This is a genomic window from candidate division KSB1 bacterium (assembly GCA_034521575.1).
GTDB lineage: Bacteria > Zhuqueibacterota > Zhuqueibacteria > Residuimicrobiales > Krinioviventaceae > JAXHMJ01.
On sequence record JAXHMJ010000005.1, the window covers coordinates 1421173 to 1442344 of the forward strand.

At 48.1% G+C, this 21172-nt stretch carries 22 protein-coding genes and 1 pseudogene; 5 read left to right on the forward strand and 18 right to left on the reverse strand.

What is annotated here, in order from left to right:
• Nucleotides 1-6: 6 nt before the first annotated feature.
• The 3 genes from U5R06_19420 to U5R06_19430 are packed head-to-tail and all read right to left on the reverse strand — an operon-like array spanning nucleotide 7 to nucleotide 4949.
• The gene (locus tag U5R06_19420; protein ID MDZ7724914.1) at nucleotides 7-1011 is read right to left on the reverse strand and encodes a bifunctional oligoribonuclease/PAP phosphatase NrnA; all 1005 of its coding nucleotides are present in this window, start codon (nucleotides 1009-1011) and stop codon (nucleotides 7-9) included.
• Between the two features lie 4 nt (nucleotides 1012-1015).
• Nucleotides 1016-3058 carry a hypothetical protein gene (locus U5R06_19425; protein MDZ7724915.1) on the reverse strand — a complete coding sequence of 681 codons (2043 nt, stop codon included), beginning with the start codon at nucleotides 3056-3058 and terminating at the stop codon, nucleotides 1016-1018.
• A 19-nt stretch (nucleotides 3059-3077) separates the two neighbouring features.
• Nucleotides 3078-4949 (reverse strand): SpoIVB peptidase S55 domain-containing protein, encoded by a 1872-nt coding sequence (locus U5R06_19430; protein ID MDZ7724916.1) that lies wholly within the window; start codon nucleotides 4947-4949, stop codon nucleotides 3078-3080.
• Between the two features lie 361 nt (nucleotides 4950-5310).
• Between U5R06_19430 and U5R06_19435 the strand changes: the two genes are divergently transcribed.
• Nucleotides 5311-5661 (forward strand): hypothetical protein, encoded by a 351-nt coding sequence (locus U5R06_19435; GenBank protein ID MDZ7724917.1) that lies wholly within the window; start codon nucleotides 5311-5313, stop codon nucleotides 5659-5661.
• A gap of 468 nt (nucleotides 5662-6129) precedes the next feature.
• A complete protein-coding gene (locus tag U5R06_19440; GenBank protein MDZ7724918.1) occupies nucleotides 6130-6717 on the forward strand; it encodes a class I SAM-dependent methyltransferase in 588 nt (195 codons plus the stop codon).
• 169 nt (nucleotides 6718-6886) lie between these two features.
• Here the strand turns inward: U5R06_19440 and U5R06_19445 are convergent, their stop codons facing one another.
• From U5R06_19445 to U5R06_19490, 10 genes and pseudogenes are all read right to left on the reverse strand, one after another.
• Nucleotides 6887-7399, reverse strand: coding sequence for a DUF1858 domain-containing protein (locus U5R06_19445; protein ID MDZ7724919.1), 513 nt, complete (start codon nucleotides 7397-7399; stop codon nucleotides 6887-6889).
• A complete protein-coding gene (locus tag U5R06_19450) occupies nucleotides 7399-7983 on the reverse strand; it encodes a PAS domain-containing protein (protein ID MDZ7724920.1) in 585 nt (194 codons plus the stop codon). The genes U5R06_19445 and U5R06_19450 overlap by 1 nt, the downstream gene beginning before the upstream one ends.
• 21 nt (nucleotides 7984-8004) lie before the next feature.
• Nucleotides 8005-8615, reverse strand: a pseudogene (locus U5R06_19455) (DUF438 domain-containing protein).
• Nucleotides 8616-8623: 8 nt separating this feature from the next.
• Entirely contained in the window at nucleotides 8624-8941 is a 318-nt protein-coding gene (locus tag U5R06_19460; protein ID MDZ7724921.1) for a nitrous oxide-stimulated promoter family protein, read from the reverse strand.
• Between the two features lie 10 nt (nucleotides 8942-8951).
• On the reverse strand, nucleotides 8952-10442 hold the full coding sequence (locus U5R06_19465) for a NapC/NirT family cytochrome c (GenBank protein ID MDZ7724922.1): 1491 nt from the start codon (nucleotides 10440-10442) through the stop codon (nucleotides 8952-8954).
• Nucleotides 10442-11764, reverse strand: a complete 1323-nt coding sequence (locus U5R06_19470) for a multiheme c-type cytochrome (protein ID MDZ7724923.1) — start codon at nucleotides 11762-11764, stop codon at nucleotides 10442-10444. The genes U5R06_19465 and U5R06_19470 overlap by 1 nt, the downstream gene beginning before the upstream one ends.
• 77 nt (nucleotides 11765-11841) lie before the next feature.
• The gene (locus U5R06_19475; GenBank protein ID MDZ7724924.1) at nucleotides 11842-12528 is read right to left on the reverse strand and encodes a type 1 glutamine amidotransferase; all 687 of its coding nucleotides are present in this window, start codon (nucleotides 12526-12528) and stop codon (nucleotides 11842-11844) included.
• Between the two features lie 231 nt (nucleotides 12529-12759).
• On the reverse strand, nucleotides 12760-13098 hold the full coding sequence (locus U5R06_19480; GenBank protein MDZ7724925.1) for a cupin domain-containing protein: 339 nt from the start codon (nucleotides 13096-13098) through the stop codon (nucleotides 12760-12762).
• Between the two features lie 212 nt (nucleotides 13099-13310).
• On the reverse strand, nucleotides 13311-14957 hold the full coding sequence (gene hcp, locus U5R06_19485; GenBank protein MDZ7724926.1) for a hydroxylamine reductase: 1647 nt from the start codon (nucleotides 14955-14957) through the stop codon (nucleotides 13311-13313).
• 18 nt (nucleotides 14958-14975) lie between these two features.
• Entirely contained in the window at nucleotides 14976-15806 is an 831-nt protein-coding gene (locus U5R06_19490; protein ID MDZ7724927.1) for a 4Fe-4S dicluster domain-containing protein, read from the reverse strand.
• Between the two features lie 172 nt (nucleotides 15807-15978).
• Here U5R06_19490 and U5R06_19495 point away from each other — a divergent pair, with 172 nt between their 5' ends.
• A complete protein-coding gene (locus U5R06_19495) occupies nucleotides 15979-16527 on the forward strand; it encodes a Crp/Fnr family transcriptional regulator (GenBank protein ID MDZ7724928.1) in 549 nt (182 codons plus the stop codon).
• Here U5R06_19495 and U5R06_19500 read toward each other — a convergent pair.
• The 5 genes from U5R06_19500 to U5R06_19520 all read right to left on the reverse strand — a co-directional run bounded on the left by U5R06_19500 (nucleotide 16511) and on the right by U5R06_19520 (nucleotide 19937).
• Nucleotides 16511-17245: an HAD family hydrolase gene (locus U5R06_19500; GenBank protein MDZ7724929.1), complete on the reverse strand. Its 735-nt coding sequence runs from the start codon at nucleotides 17243-17245 to the stop codon at nucleotides 16511-16513. The two genes, U5R06_19495 and U5R06_19500, sit on opposite strands and share 17 nt — an antisense overlap.
• 78 nt (nucleotides 17246-17323) lie before the next feature.
• A complete protein-coding gene (locus U5R06_19505) occupies nucleotides 17324-17989 on the reverse strand; it encodes a hypothetical protein (GenBank protein MDZ7724930.1) in 666 nt (221 codons plus the stop codon).
• A gap of 68 nt (nucleotides 17990-18057) precedes the next feature.
• Nucleotides 18058-18501 (reverse strand): DoxX family protein, encoded by a 444-nt coding sequence (locus tag U5R06_19510; GenBank protein MDZ7724931.1) that lies wholly within the window; start codon nucleotides 18499-18501, stop codon nucleotides 18058-18060.
• Nucleotides 18502-18585: 84 nt separating this feature from the next.
• Nucleotides 18586-19332, reverse strand: a complete 747-nt coding sequence (locus U5R06_19515; GenBank protein MDZ7724932.1) for a Nif3-like dinuclear metal center hexameric protein — start codon at nucleotides 19330-19332, stop codon at nucleotides 18586-18588.
• A gap of 11 nt (nucleotides 19333-19343) precedes the next feature.
• Nucleotides 19344-19937 carry a nitroreductase family protein gene (locus tag U5R06_19520; protein ID MDZ7724933.1) on the reverse strand — a complete coding sequence of 198 codons (594 nt, stop codon included), beginning with the start codon at nucleotides 19935-19937 and terminating at the stop codon, nucleotides 19344-19346.
• A gap of 148 nt (nucleotides 19938-20085) precedes the next feature.
• On the opposite strand from U5R06_19520, the gene U5R06_19525 reads away from it, so the two are divergent.
• Nucleotides 20086-20460, forward strand: a complete 375-nt coding sequence (locus U5R06_19525; protein MDZ7724934.1) for a hypothetical protein — start codon at nucleotides 20086-20088, stop codon at nucleotides 20458-20460.
• Between the two features lie 192 nt (nucleotides 20461-20652).
• Complete coding sequence (locus U5R06_19530; protein MDZ7724935.1) at nucleotides 20653-21123, forward strand: PTS sugar transporter subunit IIA; 471 nt, start codon at nucleotides 20653-20655, stop codon at nucleotides 21121-21123.
• Nucleotides 21124-21172: the final 49 nt, after the last annotated feature.

Below are 21172 nucleotides of genomic sequence, written 5' to 3' on the forward strand. Positions count from 1 at the left end.
AAAGTATCAGCTGCACTCCATTTGCTGATCCCGGCGGTTCATATACTCACACGCGGCACGAACCACCCGTTCCACAACCGCTTTCAGCGGTTGCTCAAAGCTGGCGCCGGAGGCAAACTGATGTCCGCCGCCGCCAAACCGTCGGGCCAGCTCATTGACGGGAATACGTCCTTTGGATCGAAAACTGGCCTTGGTCAGATTTTCACCCAGTTCCGTGAACATGATACTGATTTCGGCATCCCGTAGACGGCGCGGTATATCCGAAAAGCCTTCCGTTTCCTGCAGCTCGACCCCGGTTTCACACAATAACGCTTGACTCAATACATACCAGACAAACCGGCCTTTGCATTCATAATGCAGCCGGGTCAGTAATTTACCCTTTAACTGAAACAGTCCCGGCGAGTCGCTTTCATAAATCTGTTGATAAATCCGGCTGTAATCAGCGCCGTTCTCTATCAGGCGCGCCGCCATTCGGTGTGTGAATGCCGTTGTGTTGGAAAACCGGAATGAGCCGGTATCCGTCAGAATACAGGTGTACAACGACTGCACAATCGTTCGGGTCCAGTCCGCGCCCAGATGATCCAGCAGCCGGAACACCAGTTCACCTGTAGACGACGCCGTTGTGTCAATGAGCTGCAGATCATATTCAGGTCCGGTGTAAATATGGTGATCCACACAACCTGTCTCGAGTCCGGCGGCCCGACTCTGCGTTTTAATGGCGCCGATTCGGTCAAGTTCGCTCACATCCAGCAGCAACAGAGCATCCGCCTGCCTAAACACGGCATTGTGGACAGAAGCATCGTAAACCTCAATCTTTTTTTCAGGATCAAGAAATTGAAAATAGCGAGGAGTGGGATCGACATTGATAATTCGGTATTGCACCCCCTGCTGCCGGCAGTAATCCGCAAGAGCCAATTCGCTACCCAAACCATCACCATCCGGATTCAGGTGTGTGCTGAGGATAATCAGGGATTTATCCTCGAGAAACCGCTGAAATAAAGTCCAGTTCATTTGATCAATTCAAATCTTTTACAGGGTATACATTGACATTTCCGAACTCATCCTGCACCTTGATGGCAATATCCGCATTGGGCTCTGAAAGTTGAACTTTATAATTTTCCGATTTGGAATCCGCAATATCATCACGCGGAAACACATCCTGCCATTCCCTGGCGTTTTCGCTGTACCAGACATTTTTTATTCGTGACCACGCGTCATAAACCGTAAAAGAAAGAACAGAATCTTTAGCTGTCAGATGTTTCAATACCGGGGGTGTATTGTCTACCAGAAAAGTATCAGATATTTTATCAGATGCCAATTCTCTGCCTTTGGGATTATCGGGCGCGTCACTGGCCTCAATTTTAACCCGGTAATAGCCGTCCGACATATGCTGTGTATCCCAGGAGTAATAATTCAACGCCCATTCATCCTTCATTTGGCGCCAGTAGCTGCTGTTTTTTTTCTGATAATACACGGAAAACAGCAATCCGTCGTAATTCGGGTCTTGAAATTGCCATTCCACACTGCGATACCCCTGTTTTTCCGATTCACTGCTCGGCGATTGAGGAAATTTAAGACCAGCCTTGTCCTGGTCTTTATGTTCGAAAAACGTATTGTGAGAATGCAGAAAGAGGCTGGTAATTTCCGGCTGCAGATTGGCCTGCAGATAACTGACGGTTACTTTTTCAATAATCGCGGATTCGTTCTTTAGCTCGACTTTCCACTGCAGAAAACGGCTCTCCGGGCTTGCAATGCTTTGATCTTTGGCAACCGGTTGCCATGCACTCCAGGCGGTTCCGGGTTCTTTGGTATTGCCGCTGCGGGTGTAAAACTGTATGGCTTTAACCGGCCCCTTGCTCTCCCATTGCAATGCCCCCCATCGTGCCCTGACATCGCTGTCGATGGGTTTTGACAAATAACAGGCATTTTTTGCGGGCTCGTCAATTAACCGGTAAACATGCCCAAGGTTGGATGTGCCGATCAATACATCATCGCTTGTTGTGAAAAGAGCTGAAACATGCGACTCGTCCATCTGATACAACAAGGTTTTTTCGCCGTCCGGGGTCATACGGTAACAGCGTCCTTCTTCACCGGTTCCGACCAGAATATCCTGTTCCAGCGGTGCAATACTCTGAATGACTCCTTTACTGCCTTGCCACAACTCCTTTCCGTAACCATGAGAGGTGATACGGAACAGAGACGTGTTCAGTGAACTCATCTGAGGCGACATCAGACCGTTCGTTGCAGAAACCATTCCGCTGCTTTCGCTATCCTCACTGGATTCGTCCGGACTGGAAACTGAAGCAGCAAATGGATGCAGCATGGCTTTGCTCATGGCTGCGGCATAGACCACACCCTCCGGCCTGACAAACAAATCAATCACTTCTTCCATCATGGTATCAAACAGAACAAACATATCGTTCTCACGAATTCGGTAAATATGCCCGTCTCCGCTGGTTCCCGCATATACCGCGCCCCCGTAAAGTGATAAACAGCGCACATGTTGGGCATCCGGTGTAAACCTTTGCAGAACCGTTCCCTCTGCTGAAATATGATAAACACGCGCTGTATCTCCTGTGGCCACCCAAATCGAGCCATCAGGCGCAATATCAATATCCCAGATATAAACCGCATCCGGATTGTAAAGGTCGGAAACTTTTCCTTCCGGGGTAATCCGCTGTAAAAGCCCGTTCGGAGATGTTCCAATGATCAGGTTATCATCCTTGTCGACGCTCATGGCATATGCCGCCAGTTTGTCCGAGGTATAGAACAAACTGGTATCGGATCCGGATATTTTATAAATGCGTCCCTGATTGCCGGTGCTGGCATAAATAATTCCATCACTGTCTTTGACCAGTTTCCAGACAACAGGTTCTGTGGACATGAGCAGGGATTGTTTGCGCGGTGAAGTGCGCAGCTCACCGTCTTTGCCGATTGAAACATTTTTCGGCGTACCTTGTTCAAATTCGCTGCGGCTGTCAAGCGTGACAAGGGTTGCATTCACCGCCCAAAGGCTCATCCCCCACAATAAGCAAAACAAAAAAACCGCTCGTAACATGTGTATTCCTTTATAATGATTACCGATTGCTGTTTTGATTACCGGATGCGCCGCCGTTGCCTGTCGGTTCAATAGAAATGACATGACGCTTGATACCGTAGACAACCTGATCAAGTTCGACAATATCTTCAAGATAGGCGTAATCATGCAACCGGGCGCCGTTCTGACTGCGGCCCCGGTTGTCCATGACGTTCATCACAGAAGGAGGAACCGACAGCATACGCTGACCCTCCACCACCAGATGGTTACCCGTTCCGCGCAGCTGCAGCGCCAGATTTTGAGGTTTTCGCCGCTCCTCAAGAATACGCAGCAAATCATCAAATGAATGCGGTACAAAAAGCTCCCGATTCACCTTGGATTCATACTGCGCCAGATAGAGTCCTCCGCCGACCAGAATACTTGCACGCCGGGCATTGATGTGACGCGGAATGACCAGCGGACGTATAATCGTGGAACGGCGTTCGCGGGTATCACGCAGAGAAACCGTAACAAAAACGGTATCCCCCGGTTCTACGGTTGTTTTGTCCAGCCAGATCGACTCGATACGGGTTTTCCACTTACCGGGCAGGGTCCGGGTTTCCAGTTCAACCCGCTTGACGCGCGGCGCCTCAAAATCATTGATCATCAAAGCGCCCAATGCCGATGTCACAAGATCAGAAGCCTGGACAAAATCCGTGCCGGTTGCCGAATAACCGAATCGTTGATTTGACGAAAACAAATCATCAAACTCTATTTTTTCACCGGACACCAGTTCTACAAATCCTTTTAAACGCACAGAATGCTGTCCGCCCGCATAACGGGAGACGTTCAGCGCCTGCACCAAAGCAATACGCAGATAAAAGGGAAGCAGATGGTTCAGGGACGGGTCCCAGGCCATTTTGAATTCAAATTGTTGATCCTCTCCATAGGGCGACTGCGTCTGCAAGGATACCGGCACCCATTGGGGCATCTCATTCAAATCACCAAGCACACCGGACATTCTGTCCTGTCGAAAAACTCCCAAAAGCTGCGTAGGTGTGGCCATTTTGTTGGACCCCATTAAACTGGGAACCGTCCAGTGAATGCGGGCGCCGTACAGCGGCAGGTTGATGGCTCCCAGACTGAACACGGGATGCCCAAAGGCCAGCAGTTTTCCGTCCGAAACCGCTGTGACCGTGCCCGTGGCTGCGATCCCGGCGTCACCGGCGATCAATACAGTAGAGACGGCAGAACCGGGCTGCAGAACCTCGGCGCTGTCGACCAGAGACACCCGAGTCCCGCCTGCGGAAGACGTAAATCCCATTTTTGACAAGACATCCTGAAACGGTTCGATAAACTCAGGCTGAATTCCGGAAAACACAAGCGGCGTTTCAATAGGCGCAAACACCGAACGTGTGGATGCCGCCTGACTTAAAAGATCAATCCACAGAGAATCGCCTCCGCCGCTCAAACAAGCCTGCAGATATCGATTTCCAAAACCGTTCAGAGCCTTCCATTCCCTCGAATGATGAGCATTCAATTTGTCCAGACGCAGCATATTTTCAATCGGCATGATCCCGGTGATCGGCTCTTTGAGAAACGTGCCCATACGATAGGCGATCGCTCCAATTAGCTTGCCGTCAATATAGACCGGACTGCCGCTCATGCCGCTTACCACACCATTCTTCTCCGCCTGTTCTCCGGCAAGCCGCGCCAGGATGATATCAAAATCCGGATATTGGTTGCGGACAATATCCAGAATTTCCACCTGAAACTCTTCGATGGTCTGTCCGTAATACACGGTGCGCCCCACTCCCTGCATACCGGGTTCGATCTCGTCCAGCCCCATGACGGGCAGATCCCAATCGGTCCCGAAAGCAAGAGAGCCGGCCATTAAAAAAACAACAAAACTGTAGATAAAAATTCGGTTCATAATCGCCATTCTATCGTTTAGAAAAGAATTAATATAGGCAAATTGAACGTCTAAATCAAGATTTTCATGGGCTGCCGAATTTCCAATGCCTCAAGTGCAGCCGGACTCTGCAGCTTTATCCCAATCCTGCCGGCACGGGATGTTACTGCGTATCAAAATTTTAAATATGAGTAAAATCGAACAACATAGCGGCCATTTTTCATACACACTCTTTAGCCGGCAAACACAGCCACTGTCAAGTCAAATTCGCACCGGCAAAGCCCCCCAGCTGCGGGCCCGATCATTCATATTGACCGTTTTTTCTTGGCAATTTTAACATAATTTTATATTTTCAGGCATCATATAAAAGGGAGGTTTGATCATGAACCGCAACACGTTTGTAATAGTTTCGGCGCTGTTGTTTGCCGTTGCATTGTTGACAGGATGCGCGGCAAACAATGAAATGTACATCACCGAACCGGCCGGCTTTTGGGCCGGTCTCTGGCACGGACTGATCATTATCATCACATTTATCATCAGTCTGTTCACCGACACTGTCGGAATCTATGAAACCGCCAACACCGGCGGCTGGTATAACTTTGGGTTTGTCCTCGGCCTCCTCATTTCTCTGGGCCATGACAAAGTGCGCAAACCCTGTAAACATAAAATCAAGAGTGAGAAAGAAAAAAAATGGGAGGAAATCGGCAAAGTGAGAACCGGTATCCAGAAATAGCTGGAAGAAACAGACCGTCAAGATTCGGAATGGCAGGAAATCGGTGAAAAAATCAAACGCGAACTGCGCAACTGGGCGGAAAAGTAAAGAATTTAATATAACCGCAAAAACCGCCGGACTTTTTCTGATCGTCTGGATCATATTTTTTGTTCGTCTGCCGAACTAACCAGCCCGGCTGTCAACGGGGTACCTGGTCTTTCTGGTAAAAACCGGAGCAGCTGTAACATATGCTAACAAGTTGCAAGGTTTACTTACTTATTACTGCTTTATCCAATTGTTTTAATTGCATATAAATTACCCCCAAACAAAACGTACTGTAGTACGTTCTGTTTGGAATGTTCCAGTATCACATTTCAAACATCCCGGATGAGACCAATGCCTCCAAATCATTGTCCACTTTGTCAAAATGATTCTGTATTCTTCCATACAGACAGACGCAGGTCGTTCCTGCGCTGCAGTGCTTGTCATTTGATATTTGTCCCGCAACAATACTGGCTGAGCTCTGCAGAGGAAAAAGCCGAATATGATCTGCATCAGAACGAGGCACAGGACCCCGGTTACCGCCGCTTCCTCTCCCGCCTCACCGTCCCTCTCATGAGCAAATTATCTCCAGGAGCCACCGGCCTGGATTTCGGCTGCGGCCCAGGTCCGGCGCTGTCCGCCATGCTTGAGGAACAGGGATATAACATGGTTCAGTACGATCCGTTCTATGCCGATGACCCGTCTGTTCAGAATCGCCGTTATGATTTCATCTGCGCCACCGAAGTCGTGGAACATCTGAAAGCGCCCAAGCAGACCTTTGAGCAGCTGTTCTCAATGCTCAAACCGGACGGCTGGCTGGGTGTGATGACCAAACGGGTGCGCGACCAGGAGGCGTTTCGCAACTGGCACTATATCCGCGATCTCACCCATATTTGTTTTTACAGCAAAAAAACGTTTACGTATCTCGCTCGGACATTCAACGCCGGGCTCGAATTTGCGGGGGATGATGTACTTTTATTGAACAGTCAAAAAGACGAGAGCATGAATAATAAGCCTAACCCGATACGGAAATAGCGGGCTTTAGCTCCCTTTCATTCCCGAGCCCACGGATTTATTCGTGGGCGATTGACCATTTCAGCAGGGTATGGCGGCTTTTTCTCCACTCATAAACCAGGTCTGAAAGTCATATTTTTTCAAGCCCGGAATTCAAATTTCAGCGTTACAATTTTACAGCAAACACCTCTCAACTCTTGTACACATAAAGCGCGTACAATTCTCCCTGCCGTTCCGACCAGACAGGTATACCCTGTTCTTTCAGCTTATCCATCATGGGCATGGGAAGAAATTCAGACGTAAGCTTTAGAATGGAACCGCTTTCGACTTGCTTCAACTCGGCCTGAATCTGACTGTAAGGGTAATCCCCTTTTTCAAGCAGTTGAGCGGCGTTCACCGTTTTGACGATTTTCCGATCCTCCAACCAGTGCGGTTTTTCCCCGGTTTCGCCGCCTGTTTCCGATATCTCCAGCGCCGGTTGTCCGACCGCCTGCCGCAAATTGTTTACCAGGGATTCCACCGGTACCTCACCGACCCTGGCGGCCTGTTGCAGACTGGTAACTTTGGCGACGGTTCGTCGCAGCACCGGATTCTTTAATTTTTTGAATGCCGGAACCCGCCGGATCAATTCATCCTCCAGTTCCGGAAAAGCCTTCAGCAATTCTGATATTTTGATACGCGGGGTAATATCCGGTTTTGCCATTATTGCTCCTTGTACGACAAGATTCGTTGTTCGCCTTCAAGCTTGCGCAATTCAGTAAGGTCCTGAGTCACTTCGATCGTACCCAGATACTCGCCTTTTTCATTGCGCAGCGCAAAGTACTCAATATGTATAAAACGTCCGTTCATTTGAATCCAGAACGGCGCGCTGTCCTGTTTTCCGGATTTGAAATCACTGACGATCTGTTCCACCACATCAACACTGGACGGCGGATGGCACATCCTCACATCCCGGTTCAATATAGCGCGGTTGCGATCGAATATGCGTTCCCGGGGCTGAGAAAAGAATTTCACCTTGTCATCCGCATCCACGAACGTAATGTCAACAGGCAAAGAGTTAAACAAGACCGTTAGTTCCTCCAGCGTGAAACGGCCCGACGGCAGCTGGACATGGCCGGTATCCGGCTGACTCTCGGCTGTTTCAATGGTTTCCGGCTGCCAGTCGGTCTGCGGATCATAAAGACAGAACCCGATCTCCAGCGACTGCTGAACAATTTCATACCATTCATTCTCGGTCAGTTCATCCAGCGCCATGGGAAACAAAATTTGCTCTTCTTTATAGACCATTTCCTCCAGCGCATCCAGCAGCGGTTTAAACACCAAATCAATAACAGACTCCCATTCCGCTTTATCGCCGGATTTCTCACTCACCGCCTCGTGCGCCGCTTTTAATTGTTCGCGAATTTCATCATGCTTGCCCCACATCACGGTCGGCGGACCGGTAATGTCTTTTTCTCCAGATACGGAAACAGCAGGTTTTCCTTGCGGCGGTAATGCTTGTCCACATCGGATAATTTATTCAGATAACCGCGGGCACTGGTTAAATAGTCATTCAGGGACAGATCCAAAAACTGTTGATTGAACTGTTCAAATCCGGCGATTTCAGCCTGCAGCGCGCGGTTCTCCTGTACAAACGTATGCACCGGATGTCCGGCCGGAACCTTGTCCATCTCCGATTCTTCCACCACGCCCTTTAATGCTTTTGAATGAACGTCGCACAGTTTGATCACTTCTTCCTGCGGCAGACCTTCGGCAATCAGTTCCTGTTCTACTTCGACTACATCACCATAGGGGATCTGTCCAAACAGTTCGGTAAGCTGTTTTTTAACCGTGTCTGTCTCTTTACCTTTGTGCAGCTGCAGGATCATATGTTTGAGCAGATCTTTGCGTTTTTTCGAATTATTAATCAGTTCACTCATGAATAACCTCAATGTTTTTGGTTGATAGAACGCAGCACATGTCGAACAGCCAGTATCGGATGGGTAAACATCATCCGTGGACCGGAATAGCGCATGACACGTTTAATCTGCTCCCGGCGTTTTGAACTGTAACAGTGTACCGCACATTTGGAACAAACCGGTTTATCACCGGAAAACGGACAATGCTCCAGTCTGGTCTGTGCGTATTTTAGCAGATCCAGACACGCTGTGCACGGTTCCGAGGTTGCCTGGTGATGCGCCCGGCAGTACATCGCGATCATTGTTTTCACGGTTTTCCATTCCTGCTGCAGTCGGCGTTCCGGCAAGCTCTTCTCCTCAGTATTGGCTTTTGAAAAACTCGTCTCTCAAATATCGGTGCATCGGCGCGTCGCGTGTGCTGTCGACCACTGGCCGGACAAAACTCAGCGGTGTCTCACTGTCCATAGCCAGAATCGAATGGCATAAAGTGCAGTCATGGCGCATGCTTTCGCCGCTTTCCGTGCGCATATTCTCGTTATGACATCGGAAACAGCCCAGATCGCGTTTGTGTCCGGCATGACTCGGATAGGCGCCCCATGATATGTTCATGTGGTGATGCCGGTTCACGCGGTAAATGTCCTGCAGTACGGTCACCGCCTGTTCAAGGTCTGGTCTGTATGTTCGCGCTGCATCCGGATAGTGCCGTTGATAATAGCCAAAGAGTTCGTTTTCAATTCCCTGCATGGCGGCCGCTTTGGACGCGTAGGAAGGGGTGATGGCAGACAGGGCCTGACGCTTGATAAAAGGAATCTTTCGGTTGATCTCGCCGCTGCGAATGGCTGCATCCACGGCCCGGTCCGGGTCTTTGTAAATATGAGTGGCGCGGTTGTGACAGTCAATACAGTCCATGCTGCGAAATTCGTTTTCAGTTTCATGCCGGGATTTCCGGCGCACATTGGTGTAAACCCTGGTATCACCGTCCGACAGCAAGGCCTTGACCGTCAGCATTTCGCGGCGCTCATCCCCGATCGAGGTATACAACACCTGGTTTTTTTCATCAATATGCCAGTGAGCGCCCGGATCATGACCCGGCCGGCCCGCATCGATTTTCACGCTCAGTGTGGTATACTGCGGTGTGGACAAACTGTCTTTTTGATAATGGGCGCGGGTGATCAGCCGCTTGCCGTAAAATTTTTGCGGCCAGTGACATTTCTCGCAGGTTTCACGCGCCGGCCGCAAGGTGTGCACCGGTGTGGGAATGGGCTGATTGTAGAGATTGAATGCCGCCAGATACATCTGGCGAATGCCGTTGAGCTTGGAGGCGATTAAAGCATCCAGCCCCTCGCCGACATGACATTCCACACAGGATACCCGGGCATGCGGGGACCGCTGATAGGTAACCCACTCGGGATTCATCACGCGGTGACAGGCGGTGCCGCAAAAACTCGACTGATCCATAAAATGCAGCATACGAAGGGTGGCAAAAGTCAAGACCAGAATATTGATGACCGTAAAAAAAGCCACAAACCGGATCAGTCGGGCGCCGACCGGCTGCGGCGCCAGATCCTGTTGATTGAACTGATCGCTGAGCAGTTCTTTGGTGGACTTGCCGGCGCTGTTTCTATACTTGATCCAGCCGATCGGGATGAGTAAGAGTCCCAGCACAAACAACACCGGAAACGCCAAATACGTGATCAGCCCGAAATAGGCGTTGCGGATAAATCCCAGCGTGTGGGCGGACTCAAAGACAAGAAAGGAAATGAAGGTAGCCGTCGTCAGGATAACGCCCAGTTTCCCGACCCAATTGATAGAGACGCCGCGCAAAAAGTACCTGTATTTGTTCCACATTATTGCGCCTCAAAATAAGATTCATAAACCTGCTGCATTTTTCCGGACCCGATCTCTTTTTTTAGCGCCTCTGTTGAACGCCCCAGCCATTGATGCATGGGATCATTCTCCAGCAGATCATCGATCGTCTGATTCACCTCCGGATCATCATACGCACGCGCCTGCGGCAGAAACGTGAAATAGAAATGCTGAGCGACCTCGTAAAAACCGTGCCACCAGGTGTAATCCGGTCCCATCATGGAGGATCCGTGCCGGGCGCGACGGCCTTCATGGTGCCACAATTCCCAGAAGGTCCATTCGATATCATTGGAAAACGAGGCCGGGTTGTGCATCAACTCTTTTTCCTTGATCAGAGAAATAATCTCCAGAGCCGGTTTGGCAAATTTATCGTTATACAGCCGGATTGTGGCGTCCATTTGCGTATAGTGCCCGTCCACAAATACGGAACCATGACAAGTCGAGCACACATCTTTCATATGTTCCCGTTTGGTCTGCCAGTTGTCCTTTTTACCGGAAATCACAGGCCGCAATGTCCAGGATAGTCGGTCGCCCACATCATGCGTATAATCCTGTTTAGAGGTAGCGGACATGTGACATGTGGCGCAGGTGGGCGCGGCAAAATAATCTTCTCCCACCACCCATTGATCATCATTTAGATTCATTTTTTCCAGATTGGTATAGTAGGTATTGCCATGTTTGGATTCTTCATAGACTTCTTTCTGCGGATGATCAGGACCCAGATGACATTTGGAGCAGGCCTCCGGCTGGCGCGCCTGGGCTTTGGAAAAGGAATGACGGGGATGGCAGGCATTGCAGGACCCCAGAGATCCATCCGGATTGATGCGTCCGATCCCGGAATTGGGCCAGGACTTGTGCGACAGCTTGTTATCCGTGTTCGGATTTAGCTGTACCTTGGTTCCATGACAGCTTTCGCACCCTTGAATGGCTACCGGATTTCCAGCCGTCACATGTGCCAGATAAGCGTCCTGGGATTCCAGAATTTTTCCGGCCTGAGCGTGATAAGACTGTCTCACCTGATCCGCTTCCTGTTCATGACAGGCGCCGCAGTCTTTGGGTGTCACCAGCGTGGCAATATAAGCGTCATAATGTTCAAACGCATCCGATTCATTTTTATTCGCTCCGTGACAGTCAATGCAGCGCACCTTGTGCAGGGCATGTGAAGATTCATACCATTGATTGTACAATCCTGTTGTTTCTTTTTTATGACAGGTCATACAACGTCCGGCCACCGTTTCATCCGGCGCCGCCGACAAGCCAACTGCAGCCAAAAGCAAAATTAAAAACATTCTTTTGCAAAACATGTCGTTCTCCCTCTGTTTCAAACCACAAACCTTTGCAAATCAGGTGTTTTTTTAAAACAACAAACCCGCATAACTGATTATTCGTTATAAAAATGATTCAATATTGAAAATAACTGCTGATTGACTGCATCACACGGATCGGACTTTGACAGGATCGTATTTGCCGATTGAACAAACGGCCCCGGCACAAGCTCAGCTTCATTCTGCACTAAACTCTGCACCGTAAACGGCGTCGCTTCCATATGGAATTGCAAAGCCAGCGCCTGCCCCTTGTACAAAAAACCCTGCTGCTCGCAACACTCACTTGAAGCAAGATGAATCGCACCGCTCGGCAGATCAAAAGTATCGGCATGCCAATGCAAAACTCTTGATCCGTTTTTTTTCAACTGAAAGATATTCACAGCCTGATCTGTCCAGCTGACTGGAAACCAGCCGATTTCTTTTTCGCGATGCGGATAAACCCGTGCCCCCAGCGCCTGGGCGAGCAGCTGCGCTCCCAGGCAGACACCGATAACCGGTTTGCCCGTCGCAAGAAAAGATTCGATATACCGCCGTTCAGCGGGTAGCCATGGATACTGGTCCTCATCATTTACACCCATCGGACCTCCCATAATCAGCAGCATATCCACCCGATCCAGATCCGGCAGTTCAGCAGACCGGTACAATGCTGTACGTGTCAACTGAATACCTCGCGATAGCGCCCAGTCCGAAAATTTTCCGGGGCCTTCAAACGGTACATGCTGAATCACATGCAGTCGGTTCAATCTTTTTCCTTTTTAAAAAAACAAGTTCAATCCGTTGCTGTTAGAATGTATATGTAGTATCATAACAATTTTTTTAACGGTTGCATTCTCTGTAAATTAATTTAGCATTACACAAGGAGCAGAGGGAAAAGAATATAAACCATCAGGTTACTTTCCTTTGCGTTCTCTGCTGCGTGTTATTTGTAATTTTGCTCATAGCCCGGAAAAAACATCTGTACAATGAGATTTCTGCTATAAAACACGCGTTTTTCGTGTGGGCCGCGGCACCTTGCCAACCAAAACACGCAAGATTTGATCACTTTTATTGTACCAGCAATGCGGTATTCCTTGCGGGCTGTCAATCAGGGTATCTTTTGAAACGGTTTGTGTTTCATCACCGATTTCAACCACACCCTCACCTTCCAAAACATAGAAAAACACATCAACAGGTGTGATATGCGGTTTTAACTGCTCACCCGGCGCCAGTTCAATATGTACCACCTGCGCATGTTCTGTATCATAGATGCGTTTCGCGTCAATCCCGTGCGAATTTTTCATGGGTTCCGCGTTGTTTATGTTTATTGTTTTCATACATCACTCTCGTTTATTAATAATATGTTTAGTTTTTTAACTGTGGCATTGTCTGCAGATTATTTTACAATTGTACGCAAAAGCGCAAAGAAGCAGAGGAATAAAATTCAAAACCTCTGATTTATTTTCTTTCCTTTGCGTTCTCTGCTGCTTTGCGTGCAATTCATAATTCTTGGCGTAAACGAAACAACCTACAGCGTAGAACAACAGAATCAGCCCAAAATAGCTTTCAGGTCTTCATCCGCCGTGGTTACCGGTTTGACGTCAAACTGGTCTACCAGCACATTCAACACGTTATCCGTCAAAAATGCGGGCAATGTGGGACCCAAACGCACACCTTTGATTCCCAGGGCCAGCAGTGACAGCAGTATAACCACCGCTTTCTGTTCGTACCAGGACAGCACCAGAGACAGGGGCAGTTCATTGATTTCGGTATCAAATGCCTCGGACAGCGTCTGTGCGATACGGATGGCGGAATAGGCGTCATTGCACTGACCCACATCCATCAACCGCGGCAGCCCGCCGATTTCGCCCAGGTCTTTGTCATTAAACCGGAATTTGCCGCAGGCCAGGGTCAGCACCACCGTATCCTCGGGCGTTTTTTCCACAAATTCTGTGTAATAATTACGTCCGGGTTTGGCGCCGTCACAACCGCCGACCAGGAAAAAGTGCCGAATATCGCCGTTTTTCACAGCATCGACCACGTTGTCAGCGACATTCATGACCGCATTATGGCCGAATCCGGTCATGAGCGTGCCGCCCGGCTGTTCTTCCGTCAACCCGCCAAGTTGCAGCGCTTTGTCAATGACCGGTGAAAAATCATAATTTTCGATATGGGTCACGCCCGGCCAGGCAACCAATTGACTGGTAAACACCTGATCCCTATAAGACGGTTTTGGTTTTTGAATGCAGTTCGTATTGAACAAATAGGCTGCCGGCACACCGTCAAATTCTTTCTGCTGATTCTGCCAGGCGGTTCCAAAATGTCCGGACAGATGACTGAACTTTTTCAATTCCGGATAGCCATGCGCAGGCAGCATCTCACCGTGCGTGTAAATGTTAATCCCCTTGCCCTCGGTCTGCTGCAGCAGCTTAAGCATACTCAACATATCATGACCGGATACCACAATGGCAGGCCCCGGTTTAATTGTTGTCGACACCACGGTGGGTTCCGGATGTCCCAATGTTGCGGTATGTCCGGTGTCCAGCAATTCCATGGTCCGCACATTGGTCATTCCGCAGCGCATGTTCAATTCCAGCCAGTCCTGCATCGGCTTTTCATCATTCATAGCCGACAGCGCTTCATGGAAAAAGGCATAGACTTGATCATCCTGCTGCCCCAGAATGGCGGCGTGATCCGCATAGGCGGCCATGCCTTTCAGACCATAGGTCAGCAGCTCCTGCAGAGAACGGATATCAGCATCTTTTTCCTGCAGCACACCAATCCCGTTGATGGTCACTGCATCCTGCAGCAAACCGGACTCGTCGTTGGCCGGATTATATGTTGCCGACTCTGGCCAGAGACTCTCATTCGGTTCAACCCGACTCTCTTTTGCGGCCTGACGCAGCAGTTGCGCCGCCTGATTACGAACCTCAGCCGCCTGCTGAATCCAATGCAGCATGCGTTCGGGATCAAAGTCCACATTGGTCACGGTTGTAAACAGGGCTTCCACCGTAAACCGATTGACTTTTTCGTCCGTGCGTCCGTATTGCCGGGCCTGATGCGCCAGATATCCGATGCCCTTGAGCTGATACACGAGGATATCCTGCAGATCAGCAACCTCGGGACTCTTGCCGCAGACTCCGATTTTATCGCATCCTGTTCCACTTTTGGTTTGTTCACATTGATAACAAAACATATTAACTCCTTTTTCAGTTTAGATCCATTCCTCACGCAGGATATCGCCTTGCAGTCCGAGAATAATGGCCTTGATCGGTACGTGACGGGTTGCCTGTTCCGCAGCCGCCTGGGCCATGTGCAAAAGCCCGCCGCAGCAGGGAACCTGCATCATCAATACCGTGAGTGTATTGATTTGCGCTTCTTCTATTAATGCTTTGATTTTTTCAACATATACATTCTGTCCTTCATCCAGTTTCGGACAGGCAATGGCAAGTGTTTTATCTTTGAGAAAAGATTGATGAAAATCACCTGCAGTAAATGCCGAGCAATCCGACGCCAGCAGCAAATCCGATTTTTTGTAATGCGGCGCCGCAGGTGAAATCAAATGCAGCTGCACCGGCCAGTGGGTTAACTGTGAGGGCACAGAATCTTTCGTTTGCTGCGCCTGATTGCTCTGCGTTGCAAAAGACATAGACTGACTGCCGGGGCAGCCGCTGAATACGGGTTCCGGCCTGTCATCCGGAACGGGCATGCCTTTTTCTTTGAGAACGTTAACCGCCTCCTGTAAATAGTCGGTTTCTCCATGCTCACGCAAATGCTGCAAATGTGCCTTGATTGTATTTTCTCCCTGTGAGATTACATTTTCCATCACGTTGCGTTCATCATAGGTCTCCGCGTCCCGCTCCTCGATGGTTATGGCGCCTTCGGGACAGTGTCCGAGACAAGCGCCCAGACCATCGCAATAACGGTCACTGACCAGCCGCGCTTTGCCGTCGATCAGCTGTATAGCGCCTTCCGGACAACCCGGAATGCACAATCCGCAACCATTGCATTTTTCTTCATCTATGTTGATAATTTTTCGTTTCATATCAATTTCCTTATTGTTAAATTGTACTCCCAATATAAAAGAAAAACGGGTTATCAACCTTGATCTGAATCAAGAAAACAGAAAAATGACAGAAAAAGAGAAAAAATTACTTGAATTTGATTACTTTCGTCACATGGCGTCAACAAGCCGTCAGCATCTCGCGGATATTTGTTTGGAAAAAAATACGGAAAAACAGGAAATCATATTCACGGAAGCAGAGAAAGGATATGCTCTATTCTGCTGTATTCAGGGTCAAATCCAATTAAGTAAAATCACAGCCGACGGCAGGGAAATTGTAATCAAAGTCATACAGCCGGGTGAAATTTTCGGTGAAGTCATTTTGTTCGAAAGCGACTTGTACCCGGTAACTGCGACCGCGTTAAAACCGAGCCGGCTTTATATGATCCCCAAACATCAATTTCTCTGTTTGCTGGAGAAACAGGATTTCCGCAATGATTTTATTGCCCTGCTGATGCGCAAGCAGCGTTATCTTGCGGAGCAAATTAAATATTTAACAATACACGATGTGGAAGACCGGTTTTTTCGCTTTATAAAAGAGCACTATGAAGGAGCCAACCGTATTAAACCCGAACTGAGTAAAAAGGATATGGCCGCGGCGATCGGAACCACCCCGGAAACCCTGTCCCGTTTATTCAATCGCCTGATAAAAGATAAAAAAATTCATTGGCAGGGGAAATGGATGGTCATTGATCAACCCTAGCGCTGTCGCGCAAAAAAACAAGCAGCTCGGCCATTGATCCCGAGTAGTGCGGTGCAAATCCATTTTCTGCGTCGCCAAGCGCATAATTATTGACCAGAAATGTCTCTAATCCTGCAACGCGCGCCGACATATCATCCTGATAATCATTTCCGATCATGAGGCACCGGCTCGGCCTGCAATCGAGTTTTTCGCAAATTTCCAGGTAATAGTCCGGATGCGGTTTGCTCACGTGCATGATTTCATAACTGGTGATCATTGAAAACATCGCACTGTCAAGTCCCGCCCAGCGCACGCGCTCTTTAATCGCGGCGTACGGGAAAATGGGTACCGTGGCCAGAACAAGATTTGATGTCAATTGCGCTGCAGCTTGAACAGCAGCGCTTGCTCCCGCAACAGGATGCGTGATTTGTCTGATCTTTAAATAGTCATTGTGATAATATTCTTTAACGATTCCCTCCAACGTTGAAAATGAAACAGAGGACTGCCGTTCAAAATAATCAGCAAAGACCTGGCGCAAGGTCCGGCGCCCGCGTTTTGCAGACAGGACCGCCTGGGTCGCCCCTGTCATCAGAGAAATAAATTCGGTTTCTTCAAAGTATCCAGAAACACACGGTGTCAATGTTTTAAAATAGTGTTTTACAAACCGGTCCGCGTTGTTGCGCAACAATGTATCGTCCAGATCAAATAAAATAGCTGAATATTTCAATAAATTTTCCATGTGCTCCGATCATTATCATATAGGCAGAATAATAAACATTTCAGCCGGGTATCAAAATCCAGTTAGAATGCCAATGCTTTAAAAACGCTTTGTCAACTCTGGCACTTTAGTGATAGTATACTCTAAGAGCTCTCCTTCAGCCGAAGGTAATTCGTATTTAACAGGTCCAACCCCTCTGGCGTACCACCATACATGCTCTCCGGCAAAAACAGGACTTGCAGCCACATCCAGATAAGTCACGGCAATCTTCATCCGCAGACAATTATGAAACGTCCCCGCGGGTGTGATAACAGTTTCAATCCGGTTAATGTTATAATCTATCCTGATCTGAGACCGACGTGTTGCAGAATCCGTTTGAGTTTCTGTGAAGACCATACTGGTTGAAAATTCCATACGCTCCGACATGGGGGCATATGGAAGCGGCGGTGAAAACATAATCCTGGGGAATAACGGCAAATTCGGTTCAAAAGTTTTCCAATACAATTGACTGTCCTGCAGGACGTGGGTTTCACTCCAAAGCGCTGTATCTAAAGTATCATAATAAATCAATTGAAATGTTTGAATTCCGTTACCGGTTTCAGTCATCAGTATTTTGGATATACTGCCGGAAAACTCCCACGTATTCCCGTCATGGACCGGGAAATAGACGATCGGCTTAAAAACCGGTTCTTTTTCATTGCAGGCCATCACCAGGAAACCGACCAGCAGCGCAAAAATAAAATATTTACAGTCTTTTCGCTTCATTCCATTTCTTTTTTCTGGTTCTATCACACATCAAGTGGCCAAGAACCTCTTAAACGGCAAGGCGTAAATCAAGTATTTTTTTCACTTGAGACTAACGAGCCGGCAATGAACAGGGCCGCGCTTATGATCGCAAAATTTTTAATAATATACTGACCTTCAAGCGTCAAACCATAGGGGAACTGTGTCCATACGGCATCCGGGGTGACCACAAGGGGCAGGAAGGTACCCGGCATATGCAGCGCCAGCAACAACAGGATCAGCCACATGGGGCGACCCAACAGAAAACCGATTCCAATGACAACCTCCCAGGTAGCAAGCACGGGAATAAACAGATCAGGACTGATAAAGGTAATTGTATTCCTGACCACTTCTTCCGCCGGTGAAAGTCCGGGGAAATATTTCAAAACGCCGAACCAGATAAAAATAACACCAAGCGCCAGCCTTGCGACCCTCACACCGTTACGCTGGGCCCATATTGCAACTTTTGTTTGAATGCTGTGTATAAAATTCATTTCCTGCTCCAATTTTTCAAAGGTAACACCCGGATTTTGAAAACATTTCATTTTCTGATGTATTTTTATCTTTACCGGGCGCTTTTAGACCGGATTGTCAATATCAACAAATGACACTATAATATCAAACTTTTTGGCGACCAGACCTCCAAGCCGCTGAATGCCAAGCCGTTCTGACGCGTGATGGCCCATTGAAAAAAAATGTAATTTTCCCTCCTTGGCAAGATGCATCACAGGTTCTGAAACTTCGCCTGTGACAAACGCATCCACTCCCATTTCCAGCGCTTCTGCAATTAACTTTTGCGCGCCGCCGGAACAGACCGCAATCGTTTCAATGGTTTCCGGGCCATAGGCAAACGACAAGGGTTCTGATGAGTAAATCTTTTTTAAAAGCTGAACAAATTCATTCAGCTGAACCGGATGAATCCGTCCCCGGAGTCCGATGCCGCCAAACGGTTCAAGGTGAGTCATGCCCAGCAATTGCGCTGCAGCCGCATTATTCCCGATTTTGCGATGGGCATCCAGAGGCAGATGATACGCCAGCAATGTAATATCGTGCTTGAGCAGTTTTTGCAGACGCCCCTTGAGCACGCCTTTGACCACATGGCTTTCTTTGTCCCAGAGAATGCCATGATGCACAATCACCATATCCGCTTTTTCTTCGATCGCCGCATCAATTAAATCAGCATTACAGGATACTCCGGTCACGATTTTACCGACGGTTTCCTTACCTTCCACATGGATACCTTTGGGAGTAAAATCCTGAAAATTTTCAATTTCAAGATATTCATTCAAATAGCGGATCACATCATCACGTTGCACTGTCTTCATACTCAATGTCCTCACATTTCCGGATACTGGAACCCATTATGATGCAGTACGGATTTTATTGAACGTTTCGGGACGTGAAGCTGTTCTTGTTTATCTTTGAAATACTTGATCGAATCCGATAACGGTACCGCTACGGGTTTTTCATCAGGATAACCCAGGGCCAGGGCGGAATCAATTTCATGCGTTTCCGGTACATTCAGAATATGAGCGGCCTTTTCCCGTTGTATTGAACCCAGCCAGCAGGATGCGATATCTTTTTCCAATGCGGTTAATATCATATTTTCAACAGCGGCTCCCACATCATGCCCGATCCATTTCGATTGACAATCCTTGCGCACCACGATGACGATATAAGCTGTCGGTTCTTTGCCCGGCGCCGGTCGGCCTTGATTGTTTTTTAAATATCCAGCCCAGCTCGTCAATTCGAATATAGAATTTACCACATCAGGATCATCCACCACGATGAATTCCAGAGGTTGCCAGTTTCTCGCAGAGGGAGCGAGGCGTCCGCTGTCAACAATACGTTCAAGAATAGTATAGGGCAGTTTGGCCGGTTTGAACTGCCGCACAGAACGGCGCTTTTGAATCATCTGATACAAATTCATTTTTTGCCTTCTTTTTTTACAATAATTTATCAGAAAAAGTTGTAAAACACAAGTGAAAATCCTTGTTCCTGCAGCCAGGTGTTTGTAACTTTTATAAACTCGTATCGTAAACCCTGTTAGAACAACAAAAAGAAAAGGAGGTGCACTTGTGACAGCCTCGGAACAAACAACCCGGAAACGGCAGACCCCTCAAAAGGACCCTTTGAGCGGTATTCTGGTCGGATTCATTTTAATGACAGCGGGTGTCATTTTTTATCTTTATGAACAACATGTGATATATGAATGGTTATGGTGGTTCTTGTTCGTCGTGGGAATTTTACTGATCATAGATGTGGTGGTTCGTCTCTTTATTTCCAAATACAGATATTCCATCGGAGGCCGGTTCATCGGCGCTGTTTTTATCTTGATCATTTCCGGCGGTAATTTATTCGATATAGACCATTGGTGGCCATTTTTATTGATCGCAGCAGGAATCGGAATCATTTTCAATGCCCTGAGACAAGGCCCGGTACCCCACGAATAAATCCGTTTGCAGCAATAAAAATCACTTTTTTGAGCCCGGATTGAACCCAAACCAGAGACGGACAACATAACACGGCCTCTGGTTTATTCAATCCTGAAGCATCATCCCCTCCCCGTTAATCCGCTTTGCCATTAATACTTTTTGTATTTTTGTCTTTTTTTTATATATTTCCCTTTATATCAAGGAGACAGAATGAATTTAACCGACATTTTATCGCCCGATGTCATAAAAATCCCTCTTAAAGGTGCAGAAAAAAACGCAGTCCTCGAAGAAATGGTCGATATTCTGCACCAGGCTCAAAAAACCGACAAAAGAGATGATGTTCTTCAGGCGGTCCAGCAGCGGGAACGGATTATGAGTACCGGTATGGGAGATGGTGTCGCCATTCCGCATGCAAAATCAGATGGTGTTGAAACATTAACCGCTGCATTGGGGATCACCAAACAGGGCGTGGATTTTCAGGCCATAGACGGAAAACCTGTAAGAATCGTTTTTTTACTGGTAGGACCCAACGATCAGGCGGGGCCGCATCTAAAAGCACTCAGTCGCATATCGAGACTCATGCACCGAAAAGAGTTCAGACAGCGTCTGGCCAAAGCCCGGAATGCGGAGCAAATATTATCAGCGATCGAAAAGGAAGAACAAAAGCACTTTTCTTCCTGAGATTCTGTTTCTTTGCAATGTGTAGCCAGGGCTGTAAAAGCCCTTTTTT

What these genes read in the sequence shown, in the direction of transcription:
- U5R06_19420 (MDZ7724914.1), bottom strand. Translation starts at nt 1,011, where the DNA reads ATGAACTGGACTTTATTTCAGCGGTTTCTCGAGGATAAATCCCTGATT.
- U5R06_19425 (MDZ7724915.1), bottom strand. Translation starts at nt 3,058, where the DNA reads ATGTTACGAGCGGTTTTTTTGTTTTGCTTATTGTGGGGGATGAGCCTT.
- U5R06_19430 (MDZ7724916.1), bottom strand. Translation starts at nt 4,949, where the DNA reads ATGAACCGAATTTTTATCTACAGTTTTGTTGTTTTTTTAATGGCCGGC.
- U5R06_19435 (MDZ7724917.1), top strand. Translation starts at nt 5,311, where the DNA reads ATGAACCGCAACACGTTTGTAATAGTTTCGGCGCTGTTGTTTGCCGTT.
- U5R06_19445 (MDZ7724919.1), bottom strand. Translation starts at nt 7,399, where the DNA reads ATGGCAAAACCGGATATTACCCCGCGTATCAAAATATCAGAATTGCTG.
- U5R06_19450 (MDZ7724920.1), bottom strand. Translation starts at nt 7,983, where the DNA reads ATGGTCTATAAAGAAGAGCAAATTTTGTTTCCCATGGCGCTGGATGAA.
- U5R06_19465 (MDZ7724922.1), bottom strand. Translation starts at nt 10,442, where the DNA reads ATGTGGAACAAATACAGGTACTTTTTGCGCGGCGTCTCTATCAATTGG.
- U5R06_19470 (MDZ7724923.1), bottom strand. Translation starts at nt 11,764, where the DNA reads ATGTTTTGCAAAAGAATGTTTTTAATTTTGCTTTTGGCTGCAGTTGGC.
- U5R06_19480 (MDZ7724925.1), bottom strand. Translation starts at nt 13,098, where the DNA reads ATGAAAACAATAAACATAAACAACGCGGAACCCATGAAAAATTCGCAC.
- hcp (MDZ7724926.1), bottom strand. Translation starts at nt 14,957, where the DNA reads ATGTTTTGTTATCAATGTGAACAAACCAAAAGTGGAACAGGATGCGAT.
- U5R06_19490 (MDZ7724927.1), bottom strand. Translation starts at nt 15,806, where the DNA reads ATGAAACGAAAAATTATCAACATAGATGAAGAAAAATGCAATGGTTGC.
- U5R06_19500 (MDZ7724929.1), bottom strand. Translation starts at nt 17,245, where the DNA reads ATGGAAAATTTATTGAAATATTCAGCTATTTTATTTGATCTGGACGAT.
- U5R06_19505 (MDZ7724930.1), bottom strand. Translation starts at nt 17,989, where the DNA reads ATGAAGCGAAAAGACTGTAAATATTTTATTTTTGCGCTGCTGGTCGGT.
- U5R06_19510 (MDZ7724931.1), bottom strand. Translation starts at nt 18,501, where the DNA reads ATGAATTTTATACACAGCATTCAAACAAAAGTTGCAATATGGGCCCAG.
- U5R06_19515 (MDZ7724932.1), bottom strand. Translation starts at nt 19,332, where the DNA reads ATGAAGACAGTGCAACGTGATGATGTGATCCGCTATTTGAATGAATAT.
- U5R06_19520 (MDZ7724933.1), bottom strand. Translation starts at nt 19,937, where the DNA reads ATGAATTTGTATCAGATGATTCAAAAGCGCCGTTCTGTGCGGCAGTTC.
- U5R06_19530 (MDZ7724935.1), top strand. Translation starts at nt 20,653, where the DNA reads ATGAATTTAACCGACATTTTATCGCCCGATGTCATAAAAATCCCTCTT.